Source organism: Alloactinosynnema sp. L-07 (genome assembly GCF_900070365.1).
Classification (GTDB): domain Bacteria; phylum Actinomycetota; class Actinomycetes; order Mycobacteriales; family Pseudonocardiaceae; genus Actinokineospora.
This window is the reverse complement of record NZ_LN850107.1, coordinates 6,636,468-6,651,614: the sequence shown is the minus strand read 5'-3', so window position 1 is coordinate 6,651,614 and position 15,147 is coordinate 6,636,468. Positions and strand designations below refer to the sequence as shown.

General features: G+C 70.2%; 13 protein-coding genes. 2 read left to right on the top strand and 11 right to left on the bottom strand.

Annotation, left to right across the window (positions count from 1 at the left end):
• Positions 1-82: 82 nt before the first annotated feature.
• The gene (locus tag BN1701_RS30395) at positions 83-1,054 is read right to left on the bottom strand and encodes a Ppx/GppA phosphatase family protein (RefSeq protein WP_054054509.1); all 972 of its coding nucleotides are present in this window, start codon (positions 1,052-1,054) and stop codon (positions 83-85) included.
• 34 nt (positions 1,055-1,088) lie between these two features.
• Here BN1701_RS30395 and BN1701_RS30390 point away from each other — a divergent pair, with 34 nt between their 5' ends.
• Positions 1,089-1,586 carry a peptidylprolyl isomerase gene (locus BN1701_RS30390; protein ID WP_054056259.1) on the top strand — a complete coding sequence of 166 codons (498 nt, stop codon included), beginning with the start codon at positions 1,089-1,091 and terminating at the stop codon, positions 1,584-1,586.
• An 86-nt stretch (positions 1,587-1,672) separates the two neighbouring features.
• On the opposite strand, the gene BN1701_RS30385 is transcribed toward BN1701_RS30390, so the two are convergent.
• The 4 genes from BN1701_RS30385 to eno all read right to left on the bottom strand — a co-directional run bounded on the left by BN1701_RS30385 (position 1,673) and on the right by eno (position 5,500).
• Positions 1,673-2,917 carry a lytic transglycosylase domain-containing protein gene (locus BN1701_RS30385; RefSeq protein ID WP_067520959.1) on the bottom strand — a complete coding sequence of 415 codons (1,245 nt, stop codon included), beginning with the start codon at positions 2,915-2,917 and terminating at the stop codon, positions 1,673-1,675.
• Positions 2,918-3,186: 269 nt separating this feature from the next.
• Positions 3,187-3,645 (bottom strand): DUF501 domain-containing protein, encoded by a 459-nt coding sequence (locus BN1701_RS30380; protein WP_054056258.1) that lies wholly within the window; start codon positions 3,643-3,645, stop codon positions 3,187-3,189.
• A gap of 32 nt (positions 3,646-3,677) precedes the next feature.
• Complete coding sequence (locus BN1701_RS30375) at positions 3,678-4,208, bottom strand: septum formation initiator family protein (RefSeq protein WP_054054508.1); 531 nt, start codon at positions 4,206-4,208, stop codon at positions 3,678-3,680.
• A 5-nt stretch (positions 4,209-4,213) separates the two neighbouring features.
• Entirely contained in the window at positions 4,214-5,500 is a 1,287-nt protein-coding gene (gene eno / locus BN1701_RS30370) for a phosphopyruvate hydratase (protein WP_054054506.1), read from the bottom strand.
• Positions 5,501-5,639: 139 nt separating this feature from the next.
• Here eno and BN1701_RS30365 point away from each other — a divergent pair, with 139 nt between their 5' ends.
• Entirely contained in the window at positions 5,640-6,026 is a 387-nt protein-coding gene (locus tag BN1701_RS30365; RefSeq protein ID WP_054056257.1) for a tetratricopeptide repeat protein, read from the top strand.
• A gap of 168 nt (positions 6,027-6,194) precedes the next feature.
• Here the strand turns inward: BN1701_RS30365 and BN1701_RS30360 are convergent, their stop codons facing one another.
• The 6 genes from BN1701_RS30360 to BN1701_RS30330 form a co-directional block, all read right to left on the bottom strand.
• Positions 6,195-7,016 carry a murein transglycosylase gene (locus BN1701_RS30360; protein ID WP_054054504.1) on the bottom strand — a complete coding sequence of 274 codons (822 nt, stop codon included), beginning with the start codon at positions 7,014-7,016 and terminating at the stop codon, positions 6,195-6,197.
• A 53-nt stretch (positions 7,017-7,069) separates the two neighbouring features.
• Entirely contained in the window at positions 7,070-7,900 is an 831-nt protein-coding gene (locus tag BN1701_RS30355; RefSeq protein WP_054054502.1) for a bifunctional 2-polyprenyl-6-hydroxyphenol methylase/3-demethylubiquinol 3-O-methyltransferase UbiG, read from the bottom strand.
• 495 nt (positions 7,901-8,395) lie between these two features.
• Positions 8,396-9,558 (bottom strand): IS3 family transposase gene (locus tag BN1701_RS30350; RefSeq protein ID WP_157368246.1). Its coding sequence is split into 2 segments (ribosomal slippage): positions 8,396-9,309 and positions 9,309-9,558, totalling 1,164 coding nucleotides; the frame shifts between segments, so codons are not numbered across the junction.
• Positions 9,559-9,956: 398 nt separating this feature from the next.
• Positions 9,957-13,154 carry a S41 family peptidase gene (locus BN1701_RS30340; protein ID WP_054054500.1) on the bottom strand — a complete coding sequence of 1,066 codons (3,198 nt, stop codon included), beginning with the start codon at positions 13,152-13,154 and terminating at the stop codon, positions 9,957-9,959.
• Between the two features lie 52 nt (positions 13,155-13,206).
• On the bottom strand, positions 13,207-14,130 hold the full coding sequence (locus tag BN1701_RS30335) for a MazG family protein (RefSeq protein ID WP_082860158.1): 924 nt from the start codon (positions 14,128-14,130) through the stop codon (positions 13,207-13,209).
• Complete coding sequence (locus BN1701_RS30330; protein WP_172803348.1) at positions 14,127-15,131, bottom strand: SurA N-terminal domain-containing protein; 1,005 nt, start codon at positions 15,129-15,131, stop codon at positions 14,127-14,129. Before BN1701_RS30330 ends, BN1701_RS30335 begins: the two co-directional genes overlap by 4 nt.
• Between the last annotated feature and the right edge of the window lie 16 nt (positions 15,132-15,147).

The following is a 15,147-nucleotide window of genomic DNA, read 5'->3' as shown; positions in this document are numbered from 1 at the left end:
ATCTGCGGCGTCAAGTGCCCGGTAGGCGAACGGTGGCTGTGTCCAATTTGAGCCAGGGCAGTGTTGGGACGTACTTGATCCGTCACGCACGGTCAGGGCTCTCGGTCGTCGACAACGCGATCCCATCCAAGATGTCGTGCTCGCTCACGAGCAACTCTGTGATTCCCGTCTCACAAACTAGCCGCTCAGCGATACATTGCACGATCAAAGCGCCGCCGCAGATGACATCCACCCGACCGGGGTGCATCACCGGCAGCGCGGCCCGCTCATCGTGACTGGCGGTGAGCAGGCGACTTGCCGTGTCACGGATGTCGGGCAGTCCCAATCGGGACAGGTGGATGAGCTCGGGGTCGTAGGCGGGCAGATCCTGGATCAGGCCCGACAGGGTCGTCACCGTGCCCGCCACCCCCACCCAGGTCCGTGCCCGGCCGACCGGCACCGCGGCGAAGGCCTCGGCGAGCACGTCGTCGGCGATCGCCCGCGCGGCGGCGATCTCGTCGGCGGTGGGCGGGTCCGACCGCAGCGCCCGCTCGGTGAGCCGGACACAACCGATGTCGACCGAGCGCGCGGCCTCGACGGTGGCCTTGACCCCGTCCCAGGTGCCCACGACGAACTCCGTGGACCCGCCGCCGATGTCGGTGACCAGGAACGGACCGTCCCCCGGCTCAAGATCGCTGACGGCGCCCGCGAAGGACAGCCTGGCCTCCTCGTCACCGCTGATGACCTCGGCCTCGACCCCGAGCACATCGAGGGTCATACCGAAGAACTCGTCTCGGTTGCCCGCGTCGCGGGTGGCGGAGGTGGCCACCATGCGCACCCGCTCCGCGCCCTTGCGGCGGACCACGGCGGTGTAGTCGGCCAGCGCGGCGCGCGTGCGGGCCAGCGCGGCGTCCGACAGCCGCCCGGTCGCGTCCACCCCTTCGCCGAGCCGCACGATCCGCATCTCCCGATGCACGTCGCGCAACCAGCACGATCCGTCATCGCGGTATGTCACATCGGCGACGAGAAGGCGGATGGAGTTCGTCCCACAGTCGATCGCGGCAACCCTGCTCATGCACAGCAGCCTAGGAGTGGGCAGGATTCAGGGCATGACCAACGTCAAGCTGCACACCACCCACGGCGAGATCGTCCTCCAGCTCGATGCCGAGAAGGCTCCGAAGACGGTCGAGAACTTCATCGAGTACGTGAAGAACGGCCACTACGACGGCACGGTCTTCCACCGCGTCATCCCGAACTTCATGATCCAGGGCGGCGGCTTCGAGCCGGGCATGTCCCAGAAGCCGACCCAGGCGCCGGTCGAGAACGAGGCGTCCAACGGACTGAAGAATCTGCATTACACAGTCGCGATGGCACGGACGTCGGCGCCGCATTCGGCCACGGCGCAGTTCTTCATCAACACCTCGAACAACGACTTCCTCAACCACTCCGCGCCGACCCCACAGGGCTGGGGCTACACGGTGTTCGGCAAGGTGATCGAGGGCCAGGCCACTGTGGACAGCATCGGGGCCGTGCGCACGGGCTCCAAGGGCGGCCACGGGGACGTGCCGGTCGAGGACGTCGTGATCACCAAGGCCGAGATCCTCTAACTCTTTCCCCAACGACTCCGGCCGCTGTGCCTGCCCTTACGTGGGCGGGCACAGCGGCCGGAGTCTTCAGTGTTAATAGAGTGCGATCACGGGGACGTGGGGATGCCCGAACCGACCGCTCCCGACGACGTCGTGGTCGGGGTCGTCGTCGTGGTGGTCGGGGTCGGGGTCGGCTCGCACGGGTCCGGGGTCTGCGAAGTTGTCGTCGTCGGCGCCGTGGTCGTGGTGGTCGTTGTGGTCGGCGTCGGGGTCGGCCCGCAGGTCGGGGTCGTGGTGGTCGTCGTGGTGGGCTCCGACGTCGTCGTGGTCGTCGGGTCCACGGTGGTCGTGGTGGTCTGCGACGGGGTCGACGAGCTCGTCGATGAGGACGTCGGCGCCGTGGTGGTCGTTCCCGGCGGCGTGGTGGTCGCGGGCGGGGTGATCACGCCCTGGGCGGGCGGGTTGGGGCCCGGCGACGGGGCGGCCAGCTGCTGAATCTGCGCGACCGGCGTGGTCGGCACCGGGGTGACGCCCTTGGCGTAGGAGTCCGCCCACTGCAGCACGGTCTTGACGTAGCTGTCGGAGTGGTTGTAGCGGAACACCGCGGCGTAGCGGTTGGCCGGGTTGGCCATGTCCATCCCGCCGCTGCACAGGTACTTCCCGGCGCCGACGGTGGCGTCGAAGATGTTGTTCGGGTTGGTCTCGCCGTCGCCGTTGCCGTCGGAGGCGTAGCCCTTCCAGGTCGACGGGATGAACTGCATCGGGCCGACCGCGCGGTCCCAGCGGTTGTCGCCGTCGTACTTGCCGCCGTCGGTGTCGCTGATGGCGGCGAACCCGCCGCCGTTGAGCACCGGGCCCAGGATCGGGGTGGCGGTGGTGCCGGTGGCGTCCACCCGGCCGCCGCGGGCGTGGTTGGACTCGATGCGGCCGATGCTGGCCAGCAGTGACCACTCCAGATGGCAGCCGGGTGTCGTGGTGTTCAAGGTCTGCGCCGCGCGCATGTAGGCGTCGAGCATGGTGCCCGGGATGCCGAGCGGGCCGCTGGGCACCGTGCCCGGGCCGAACGCCAGCACCCCAGGATTGCCCGCGGCCGCCAACACGCCCGTGCCCACCGCGGCGGACTCCGGCAGCGAACCGTCGGCGCTCACCTCGGACGGGTCGGTCAATCCGACCAGACCGCCACCCGCACTACGGGCCAACGCCACGTTGGTGGGGTCTTCAGCTGAGACATACACCGGTTCGCCCGCGGCCACCGCCGGGACGATCAACAGTGCGCCCGCCGCCGCGGCGGCGCTACGACGCTTACCAGTGCGCTTACCCCTGCCGGACCTGTCTCCGGTCTTCGCACTCACTACAGATTCCCCTCGCAGTTGACTGTCCGCCGGCCAATAGCCGACCTGGGTGACGCTCCTCCGACTGTCTACCCTGCCTCATACATAGCCATGAGTCACCGTTCTCGTTACAAGACGAGGCGAAATAGGGCCGGAAGTCGGTTTGCCGCTGCCCTTCCGGACACCCTTTGTTCACCCCTGACAACTCTCGCGCACCACCCATGGACGAGCGGTGGACGCGTTCGGGTTGCAGGCCGTCGCGGACTACCCACCGGTAACGGCGGGGTGGATCACTCGGGGCGGGCGCAGTCCCCGGTCGGCCAGTTCGTGGCGAGCAGTGCAAGCGCCTCGTCCCCGAACGGGTTGACGCCGGGGCCCTTGGCCAGCGCGTGCGCGACGTGCACGTGCAGGCACTTCACCCGGCCGGGCATGCCGCCCGCGCTGACGTCGGTGCCCAGCGAGTCGATGGCGTCGCGTTCGGCGAGGTAGTCGCGGTGCGCGGCCAGGTACTGGGCGGCCAGCTCCGCGTCCTCGCCGAGGCGGTCGGTCATCTCTTTCATCAGGCCGCTCGTCTCCAGCGTGCTGATCAGCGACGCGAGCTTCGAGCAGGTCAGGTAATACAGCGTGGGGAACGGCGTGCCGTCCTCCAGCCGCGGGCTGGTCTGGATGACCGACGGGTGCCCGCTCGGGCAGCGCGCGGCCACCGCGCGGATGGCCCTGGGCACCCGGCCGAGCTGCTGGGCGACCATGTCGATGTCGGCGTCGGTGACGGGTTCGAGGGTCACCGGCCCGCTCCGTGGACCGAGTCCCACAGCGCCTGGTACCAGGCCTGCTGCGAGATGGGCTTGCTCGGCTGCTGACCGGCGCCGGGACCACCCGCGTCGGCGGGCAGCTCGACCATGTAGGGGGTCTCCCCTGGCATCACGTACCGCAATCTCTTCCTGGCCTCGGCCTGCACCTGCGCCGGGTCGGCCAACTGGGCCTTGCGCTGCTCCAGCTGCTCGACCTGGGCCCGTAACTCGGCCTGGCGCCGCTGCTGGATCTCCACATCGGACCGCTGGGACAGGTAGGTCCGCAGCGGCACCGCCACACTCAGGGCCAACGCGCACACGACTGTGGCGAGGATGGCCGCACGGCGCGTCGTCGACAGGCCCAGCGGGCCGCCGCGCACCCGCCGCTTGGCGGGCTGGCGGACGGTGTGTTCCCGCGCGGGCGCCGCCGCGGCCGGGCGCGTGCGACGGACACTGCCGGGCCTGCGCGCCGCGGATGTCCCGCCGCGTCGCCCGCCCCGTTCCGTCCCACGCCCGGCCATCGGGGTCAGGACTCCGGCGTGAAGCGCGGGAACGCGAGGTCGCCCGCGTACCGCGCGGCGTCGCCGAGGGTCTCCTCGATGCGCAGCAGCTGGTTGTACTTCGCGGTGCGCTCGCCGCGGGCGGGCGCACCGGTCTTGATCTGGCCGACGCCGGTCGCGACGGCGAGGTCGGCGATCGTGGTGTCCTCGGTCTCGCCAGAGCGGTGGCTCATCATGCTGCGGTAGCCGTAGGAGGTGGCCAGGGTGACCGCGTCCAGCGTCTCCGACAGGGTGCCGATCTGGTTGACCTTCACCAGCAGCGCGTTGCCCGCGCGGCGGGCGATGCCCTCTTCGAGCCGCTCGGGGTTGGTGACGAACAGGTCGTCGCCAACGAGCTGCACGCGCTCGCCGATCTCGGCGGTCAGGCGCACCCAGCCGTCCCAGTCGTCCTCCGACAGCGGGTCCTCGATGGAGACCATCGGGTAGTCGTTGATCAGCTGCGTGTAGTACGCGGTGAGCTGCTCGGCGCTCTTCTTGGCGCCCTCGAAGCTGTAGGCGCCGTCGGAGTAGAACTCGGTGGCCGCCACGTCCAGGGCCAGCGCGATGTCGCGGCCCGCGGTGTAGCCCGCCTTCTCGATGGCGACCAGGATCAGGTCGAGCGCCTCGCGGTTGTTGCCCAGGCTCGGGGCGAAGCCGCCCTCGTCGCCAAGGCCGGTGGCCAGGCCCTTGCTCTTGAGGACCGCCTTGAGCGAGTGGTAGACCTCCACGCCCCAGCGCAGACCCTCCCGGAAGCTGTCCGCGCCGATCGGCGCGATCATGAACTCCTGGATGTCGACGTCGGTGTCGGCGTGCGCGCCGCCGTTGAGGATGTTGAGCATCGGCACGGGGAGCACGTGGGCGTTGGGGCCGCCCAGGTAGCGGAACAGCTCCAGGCCGCTGGACTCGGCAGCGGCCTTGGCCACCGCGAGCGAGACACCGAGGATGGCGTTGGCGCCGAGGCGGGACTTGTCCGGCGTGCCGTCGAGGTCGACCAGCTTCTGGTCGACGATGCGCTGGTCGACCGCGTCGAGGCCGGTCAGCTCCGGGCCGATCTCGTCGAGCACCGCGGTGACGGCCTTCTCCACGCCCTTGCCCAGGTACCGCTTGACGTCGCCGTCGCGCAGCTCGACCGCCTCGTGCTCGCCGGTCGAGGCACCGGAGGGCACCGCGGCGCGGGCCAGCGTCCCGTCGTCGAGCGCCACCTCCACCTCGATGGTCGGGTTGCCTCGGGAATCCAGGATCTCGCGTGCGCCGACCTGCTCGATCACTGCCACGTGGTGCTCCTCACAAAGCGTCCTACTACTCCGACACGAGCCTAGCGGGGCCGGTCGGGCCGCCGCGGCAGGCACGTCGGGCGAACCCCCGTACGGAGGGTCGATCAACGGCCGCCGCACCCGTAATGTGATGCGGACCATGACCGAGGACAGCAGCAGCACCTTCGACGCGTTCCGCCAGGCGGAGGCCCTGGTCGCCCAGCGCAGGCCGCTGGACGCCCTGCAGGTCCTGGCGCCGGTGCTGGAGGCCGAGCCGAACGCGCCGTCGGTCCAGTTGCTGGCGGGGCGGGCGTACCTGGGATCGGCGCAGCTGCGCCGGGCCGAGGCGGCGTTCCGGCGGGTGCTGGAACTCGACCCGACCGATCACTACGCGATGTTCGCGCTGGGCAAGACCCTGCAACGGCAGAGCAGACTGCCCGAGGCGCAGACCCAGCTGCGGCTGGCGGTGGCGATGAGCCCGTCACCGGAGTACCAGGAAGCCCTCGGCGAGATCAACGCGCGGATCGCGGTCGAGCGCAGCAAGTAAGAGCGCGTCTGAGGACTGGCGTGCGTGAGAGTCGTGATCGAGATGGCTCCTGGTGGTGCGGCCGGATCGTCCGCATACCGGAGTTGTCCGTGGGCGTATCCGGCCGTGCCGCCAGGAGCCATCTCGGCGCGGCTATCGCGTGCGCCAGTCCTCAACGTGCTCTAAGGGTCAGCCGAGTTCGGCGACCTTGCGGGCGTAGGCGTCGGCGCCGCTGTAGACGTCGCGGCCGTATTTGACGGAGTTGTTGTAGGTCAGGACGGCCTTCCACCAGCCTTCGCCGGTCGACAGGTCGCCGCCGCTGGCGCACAGGTAGCGGGCGGCGGTGAGGGCGGCGTCGTCGATGTCCTGGGGGTCGGCCGGGGTGCCGTCGCCGCCCGCGCGGGCGGCCCACCGCGACCAGGTGCTCGGCAGGAACTGCATCGCCCCGACGGCGCGGTCCCACTGGGTGTCGCCGTCGAGCTTGCCGCCATCGGTGTCGCGGATGGCCCGCACGCCCGGCGATCCGTCGAGCGGGATGCCGATGATCGGCTTGGTGAGCCTGCCGTCCTCCCCCACCCTGGCGCCCCGGAAGTGGCCGTGGTGGGACTCGACGCGGCCGACGCCCGCGAGTGTCGCCCAGGTGATCTTGCAGCCGGGATCGCGCCGCTGAGTGGCCAGATCGGCGTTGACGTAGGCGACGAGCGTGCGCGCCGGGATGTCGGTCACCTCGGCGGCGCGCTTGGCCCAAGCCACCACGTCCGGCTCGGCGGGCAGTGGCCTGCCCTGCGCGAGCGCGGTACCGGGCAGCACGTCGAGCGCCGGGATGTCGATGCCGTCGGGCCTGGCGTCGGTCTGCGCGGGTTCACTGGCCTTGACCACCAGGTACGCCGCCCCCGCCGCCACCGCGAGCAGCACGACGACGAGCAGCAAACGGCCCCACGGTCCCCGCCGCGGCCGCACTGGTGGTGCGGGCGGCCGGGCTGGGGTCGCGGAGGTCGGGGTGGCGGTCACTCATCCAGGCTACGTGGCCGGGGCCGGTGCTTTGTCCGGATCGTCTGAAACGATCATGACTTCGTCGCCCTGATCGCGTAGAGAAGAGGTGTTCGCGGCGCCTCCCGCGGCAGCCGGTGCCATACGCCGCGGGTGTTCTCCATCGACGCCCATCGCTGCCAGGGAATCTCCTCGGACTCGCGCAGCAGGTCGATCCTCAGTCCGGCCCCGATCAGCGCGGTGACGACCTCGCCGATGCCGTGGCACCACTCGAAGTACTCCGGGCTCGACGGGACGGTCGGCCCGTCGGTGTAGGTGTAGGTGCCGTCTTCCCGCGCGGGTCCGCGACCCGCGAGGTAGTCGTGCTTGAGAATCAGCGACGTCTCGGCGTCGGGCACTCGTCCCAGCGAGTGCAGGAGCGGGTGGAACTCGACCAGGTAGAGGAAACCGCCCGGCTTGAGCAGCGCGGCGACCTGGTCGGCCCACGGGGTCAGGTCGGGGAGGAAGCAGATCGAACCTTTGCCGGTGTAGACGACATCGAAACGGTTGTGCCCCAAGGCATCTACTGCTGTGTACACATCGGACTGGACGTAGTCGATGTCGAGGTTCCTTGCGGCTGCGATGGCCTTGGCGGCTTCGATCGATGCGCCGGAGAGGTCCAAGCCGGTGACCCGAGCTCCTCGGTGGGCGAATGCGAGGGTCTCGGAGCCTATGTGGCATTGGAGGTGGGCGAGGTCACGGTTGTGTAGGTCGCCGAGGTCGGTCCATTCGTAGTCGGCGAACCAGTCGGCGGGGTCTCGGGTGGTGACGGAGTAGAAGTCACTGGCGACGTGGATGGGGGTGCGGGCGTTCCAGTTGGCTTCGTTGGCCTGGATCATGCGGGCGGTGTGGAGATCGAATCCCATGCCCTGATGATCCATCACGAGTGGGCGGACATCGACGAGCTGGCGGGCGACTTGGTGCGGTCTTGCCGCCGACTTGGCGGGCGGGCCTACTTGCCGGGTGGGCCTACTTGCCGGGCGGGCCTACTTGGCGGGCGGGCGGGCCTACTTGCCGGGCGGGCGGGCCTACTTGCCGGGCGGGCGGGCCTACTTGCCGGGCGGGCGGGGTTGGCGAGCGGGCGGGCCTACTTGGCGGGCGGGCGGGGTTGGCGAGCGGGCTTCGCGTGGTCTTGGCGGGGGCGGGGTTGGCGGGGGCGGGGTTGGCGGGGTTGGCGGGCGGCTGCCTGTTTGGGTGGTTCGCCTTGATTTGGGGAGCCCTAGAAATGGGCCTGTGCGGGTCAAAAGGCGAGCTCAAGGAACCTCACCCGCACCGCGATTTTAGGCCCATTTCCCCCAAATCAAGGCGAACCACCCAAACTGATCTGCCATGGGTTTTCCGGACGGTGGTTTAGGGGGGTTTCAGGCCGCTGGTTGTGTTGCGAGGTAGCGGTTGTGTGCTTCGTTGGGGGTGATGTATCCGAGGGTGGAGTGCAGGCGTGTGTGGTTGTAGAAGAGTTCGATGTAGGCGCTGATTGCTTGGTGGGCGTGGTGTCGGGTGGGGAAGTCGGCGTGGTGGACGAGTTCGTTTTTGAGTGCGGCGAAGAATGATTCGGCGAGTGCGTTGTCCCAGCAGACTCCGGTGCGGCCCATCGACGGTGTGATTCGGTGGCGGCGGAGGTGGGTGTGGAATTCGGTGGAAGTGTACTGGGTTCCGCGGTCGGAATGGAAGACGGCGGTGTCGGCGAGGCGGATATTGCGGGCCGCGGCGGTGATGGCGTCGCAGGCCAACGATGCCCTCAGGTGGTCGGCGGTGGCCCAACCGACCACTTTCCGTGTCGCGACATCGATGACGGTGGCCAGATAAAGCCATCCTTCACGGGTCGGGACATAGGTGATGTCACCGACCAGTTTGTAGCCAGGCGCGTCGGCGGTGAAGTCACGGTTGATCAGGTCGGGGACCTCGGCGGCGTTGCGGTCGGCGGCGATCCTGGGGCGTGGCCTGGGCCGGCGCGGCACCAGACCCAGCTCGCGCATCAGGGCACGGACCAGTTCGGCGCCCGCCGCGACACCCTGGCGGGCCAGGGCGGCGTGCACTCGACGGTAGCCGTAGGTTCGGCGTGACTCGGCGAAGATCCGGGTGATCCGCTCCTTGAGGGTCTCGCGGCGCTCGACGGTGGCGGACACGGGTTTGTTCCGCCATTCGTAGAACCCCGACCTCGATACTTCCATCCAGTCGCACATCGCGGTGACCGGGTAGTTGCCTTTTTCGCCGTCGATGAACTCGTAGGTCTCGGTCACCGATAGTCGCGGGCGAAGAAGGCGGCGGCTTTTCCCAGGAACTCGTTCTTCATCCGCAGTTCGGCGACTTCGCGTTCCAACTCCCGCAGCCGCACCCGCTCACAGTCGGTCAACGAGTCGACCGGCCGCGGATGGGCCTCATTGTGCTTCTCGACCCAATTCCGCAGGGTCTGCTCCACCAAATCCAACTGGCGGGCCGCCGCCGCGACCGAAACACCGCCCTCCACGACCATCCTGACAGCCTCGGCCTTGAACTCAGGCGAGAAACGACGACGTGGACTCATAAGAATTCTCCGTTCCGTCAAGCCCCAATTCTACTGGGGCCGGTGTCCGGAAAATCCATGGCACATCAAACAGGCCGTTCTGTTGTGCCCCTTGCGTTTGGTGGGTCGCCGGTCTGCTTGTTCTGGTCACCTCGCCCAGTCGCCCCGCTCACCTCGCCTTGCTCACTCGCCTCGCCCCGCCCAGTCGCCCTGCCCCGCTCGCCCTGCCCCGCTCGCCCGCCTCACCCACCTCGCCTTGCTCGCCCCTCACCCCGCCCAGTCGCCCCGCCCCGCTCGCCCGCCTCACCCACCTCGCCTTGCTCGCCACTCACCCTGCCCCGCTTGCCTGCCTGTCTGCTCCGTCCTGCCCACCCCTGCCGTCATGGTCATCGCCCGGCTTGGTGTGGGTGCGGAGGTGGCTACGGGCGTGCCTCCGGTTCTGGTAAGGCCGGCGGGGTGGCGGCGGGGGTCTCGGTCAGGGCTTCGAGGGCCATGCGGATGGCTGTGTCCAACTGTGGGTCGCGGGCGGCGGCGTGATCTTGTGGGGTGACTACGACCTCGACGTCCGGGTCCACGCCGTGGTTTTCCATGCCCCAGCCGGGGCCCTGCATCCAGGTGGCGTAGCGGGGCTGGGTGACCAGGGTGCCGTCGATGAGGTGGTAGCGGTTGTCGATCCCGATCACACCGCCCCAGGTCCGGGTGCCCACCACCGGGCCGATACCTAACGCTCGGATGGCGGCGTTGACGATGTCGCCGTCGGAGCCGGAGAACTCGTCGGCGACGGCGACCACTGGGCCTCGGGGAGCGTCGAGGGGGTAGGTCTCGTCGTAGTAGCCGTCGCGGGCTCGGCTCCAGCCGACGATCTTGCGGCCCAGTTTCTCGATCACCAGTTGGGACAGGTGGCCGCCGCGGTTCTCGCGGAGGTCCACTACTACAGCTTCCCTGCGCATCTCAAGGCGTAGGTCTCGGTGGAGTTGGGCCCAGCCGTTGGCGACCATGTCGGGGATGTGCAGGTAGCCGACTCGGCCGTTGGTCGCGGTGTGGACGTGTTCGCGACGGCCCGCGACCCAGGCCTGGTAGCGCAGGGGCATGTCGTCGAGCAGGGGGACGACCACGACGCGGCGGGGTTCGCCGCCGCCCTTGGGGGCGATGGTGAGTTCTACGGGGTGGTCGGCCGTTCCTACGAGCAGGGGGGCCGGGCCGCGGTGGGGGTCGACCGGGCGGCCGTCGACGGCGACGATCGCGTCGCCGGGGCGGGCGGCTACGCCGGGGGCGCGCAGGGGGGAGCGGGCTCGGGGGTCGGAGCTCTCGCCTGGGAGCACCGTCTTGATCCGCCAGCGGCCTTCATGGTCAGCGGCGATGTCGGCGCCGAGGAGGCCGATTCGGCGTTTCTGGTCGACGCCGCCGCGTGGGGGTGCGACGTAGGCGTGGGACGTGCCCAATTCGCCTTGGACCTCCCAGAGCAGGTCGACCAGTTCGTCGTGGGAGCCGAGGGAATCGACCAGGGGGCGGTAGCGGGCGAGCACGCCCGCCCAGTCGACGCCGCCCATGTCGGCGCGCCAGAAGTGGTCGCGCATCAGTCTGCCCGCTTCGTCGAAGGACTGGCGCCACTCGGCGGCGGGGTCGATCTCGACTCGGATCCTGGCCAGGTCGACGGTGATGTTGTCCTCGGAGCCGTCGTCCGAGTCGCCCTTGCGGTCGGCGGGCAGCACGCGCAGCGTGCGGCCGTCGCGGACGACGACGCGCTGGCCGTCGCCGCTGGTCCAGAACTCGTCGAGACCGTCGACCAGGGTGTCGGTCTTGAGTTTGGCGAAGTCGTAGCGCTCCAGGTCGGCCCGTGGGGCGTCCTCGCCGAGGTCATACAGATCATCGCCGAGTGAGCCGAGGAGCGGGTCGCGCATCCAGAGCACGCCGCCCTTGACCGCGCGCAGCCCCGAGTACCGGCCCGCCGCGACCGGGAAGGCGACCACGCGGTCGGCGATGCCGTCGATGTCGACCGCGGTGCGCGGCGCGTCGGTTTCGGACTTGTCGCCGTCGGACTTGTCGTCGCCGTCGCCGAACGGCCTGCCCTCCCGCAGCGGCGCGAAGGGCGAGGCGGTGGTCGCCGCGAGCGGGACCAGGTAGGGCCTGCTGCCGTTGGCGAAGGACATGTCGAACACATGCACGTCGTAGATCGGGTCGAAGCTGCGCGCCGACAGGAACGCGATGTGCTTGCCGTCGACGGTGAACGCCGGGTCGGAGTCGACGAAGCGCAGCGGCGTCACGTCCACTATGGACAGGTCAGTGGTGTTGACCATCCGGATGTGCCGCAGCGGCTCCGGCCCGGGGTGCGACCAGGCGAGCCAGCCCGAGTCCGGCGAGAAGGCCAGGCCGCTCGGGTCCATCTCGCGGGCCTTGACCACCTCGCGGATCTCCCCGCTGTCGGTGTCGACCAGCGACAGCCTACCGTCGTGGCTGACCACGCCGACGCGCCTGCCGTCGGGCGAGGCGGCCAGTTCCAGCACCCGCCCGAGCGCCGCCGTGCCGACCCGCCGCGGGCTGACGCCGTCGGCTCTGCCCTCGACCGGCGCGAACTCCAGCGCGTCCTCACCGTCTGCGTCGGTGACCCACACGACCTGTCCGGTGTCGCCGAGCACCAGCGGAAGCCGCGCCCGCACGCCGGGCTCGTCGCTCAGCGCGCGGACCGGGCCGTCGCGGTGGGTCAGCCAGTGGACCGTGCCGCGCACCTCGACCGCGCTCGCCCGGCCGGTGTGGTCGGGCCCGAGTTGACCGAGCGAGGACGAAGGCGACAACCGGTACGGCTGGCGCGACCCGCGCGGGCCGCCCAGCCGCACGTCGAGCCTGCGCGGTTCGCTGTCGAGGCCGTCGAGCAGCCAGACCGCGCCCGCGCAGTGGTAGATCACGCGCCTGCCGTCCGTCGTCGGATTCCGGGCGTAGAACTCGTGCGAGCTGTGCGCGCGGACGTCCCCGCCGTCCGCCGTGCACGAATAGATGTTGCCGACGCCCTCGTGGTCGGACAGGAACACGATCCGATCGCCCACCCACATCGGCGACACGATGTGTCCATCCACATCGGACAGGATGCGGCGGAAGCCGTCCTCGCCGTCGACCCATACCTTGCCCGCCGTACCGCCGCGGTAGCGCTTCCACCACGCGGGCTCCACCGAGATCACCGACCCGAGCACGACCCGGCCGCCCGCCATCGACACCGAGTCGACCGGCCCGTACGGCAGCAGCTCGGGCTGTCCGCCGTCGAGCGGCACCGCGTGCGCCCAGCGGTGCCGAGTCGACGACCGGCCGGTGGTGGTGTTCGCGATCACCGCGCCGTCCGGTGTCCAGCCGAGGACCCGGGTCGTCACATCGCCCCAGTAGGTCAGGCGGGTGCTCGGCCCGCCGTCGACCGGCGCGACATGAACCTCGGGCTCCACATCGCGGGTGCTGGACCAGGCCAGCGTGCGTCCGTCGGGGGCGAAGCGCGGGTTTCGCACCGGAACCTGGTCCGCGGAGATCCGCCAGGCGCGGCCACCATCGACCGGGGCCAGCCACACGTCGTCCTCGGCGACGAAGGTGATCAGGTCCTGGTGCAGGTGCGGGAAGCGAAGGTAGGCGTCGGTCACTCTGCCAAGTTAGCGATTCCGGCCAGATCGCGGAGGAAGTTGTCCACAGGCATCACTGCCAATACTTGCGCCACGTCTCGTGCGACTTGGCTTCCTCGCCGGCTTCCTTGGCCGCTTTCTCCGCCGCGCGCACCTGGGCGGCGAACCGCCGCGCGGCGGCGCGAAGCTCGGCTTCTGGGTCCTGACCAGCGAGTTTGGCCAACGCGGCGAGGTCGAACAGGCGCGCGCCGAGATCGTCGTGCTTGGGCAGCAGGTCGCCGGGCAGGCCCGCGCGGGCGGTGCGCTGGGCCAGCTTGGCCGCCAGCGCGAGCGCGGGCTGACCCATCGCCACACCGTCCACACTGGACTCGCGGCGCTTCTCTTGCTGCTTGAGCTCCTCCCAGCGCTGCTGCTGGGTCGTGGCGTCGCGCACCGCGGGGTCACCGCCCGCGAACACGTGCGGGTGCCTGCTGACCAGCTTGGCCACCAGCTCCCCCGCCACGTCGTCGATGGTGAACGGGTCGTCGGCGTCCTCTTCGGCGACGCGCGCGTGGAACAGCACCTGCAGCAGCACGTCGCCGAGTTCCTCGCGCAGCGCGGCCCGGTCGCCCTCCTCAATCGCTTCGAGCAGCTCGAAGCACTCCTCGACCAGGTACTGGCGCAGCGAGTCGTGGGTCTGCTCGGCGTCCCACGGGCACCCGCCCGGCGACCGCAGCCGGTCCATCACCCGGGCGGCGGCGACCAGGCCGGACCCGGGCGCGGCCAGCACGGGCGCACCCGCCGCGACCAGCGGCGAGTCCAGGTCCGAGGTCAGCAGCACCACCGCCGCCGCGCGCGCCTCGTCCACCAGCGTCGACGGCGCGGGCGCGTCACCCAGCGAGGGGTCGACGTCGCCCGCCACATACACCCGCGCGGCCGAACGGAGCTTGGCCACCGCGGCCGCGGGAACGGTGTCCCCGCGGACAAGCACGACGAAAGTGCCCGCGTGCAACGTCACGGAGTGGCGTTCTTGATCGGGACGATCAGTCCCTTGGTCTCGCCCTCGCTCGGCGCGGGCGCCATGTCGGCGGCGTCCCACACGCCGTAGCGCGGGCTCAGTTCGATGCCGACCTCGTCGGCGGTGGCCTGCAGCATGCGCGGGCCGAGCGAGGTCGCCAGCCGCACGTCCACCTCGGGGGCCTTGGGGTCCGGCGTGGCGGCCGTGTCGCGCTTGCGGATCACCGCGACGACCCAGCCCGCCTGCTCCTGGCTCGGCTGGAAGGCGATCACGCTGTTCACCGGAGCGCCGAACAGGACGCTTCCCGCGAGGTCAGGGGCCAGCGCCGGGGAGAAGGTGCGACCCTTCTCGGCGGACTGGCTGTCCTGCGCGAGGTCGGCGTCGATGACCTTGGCGGCCTCGTCGAGGCTGGTGGCCATCTGCCTGGCCTTGGCGAACGCCTTGTCCCGCAGCGAGCCTACGTTGCCCGCGGCGCCCTCCGCGGGGTCCGCGGCGACGAAGGAGTAGTCGATCGTGACCGCGAGGCCCGCCGCCTGCTTGAATCCGATCTCGGCCAGCAGCAGGTAGTCCCGCGCCAGCTCGGTCGTGTCCATCACCCGGTTGACCGCCTGGCCGACGATCATCTGGTCGGTGGCCGAACCGTCGGTCGGCAGCGGGCTCGGCGCGGCGAGCTGCTTGGCCAGCTCGGTGACCTGAGCCGGTTCGGCGGTGAGGTTCTCCTTCGCCGCGTAGGCCGCGATCAGCTCGTGCAGCACGAGCTGGCGCAGGACCGCGCGCGAGACCAGGTCGAGCTTGCGGTTGTCGGCCAGGGTCTGGACGGCGGGCTCGGCCTTGACGGCCTTGTCCACCAGCTCCTGGACCCGGTCGACACTGATGGTCTTGCCGTTCACGACGGCGGCGGCGTTGGCCGGCCCCTGGCCCGTGGCACACGCGCTGACCAGCAGAGCGAGTCCGGCGAGGAGCGCGACGAGCGGGCGTCGGCGACGAATGACGGTGGTCACAGTGCCGTAGCCTCTC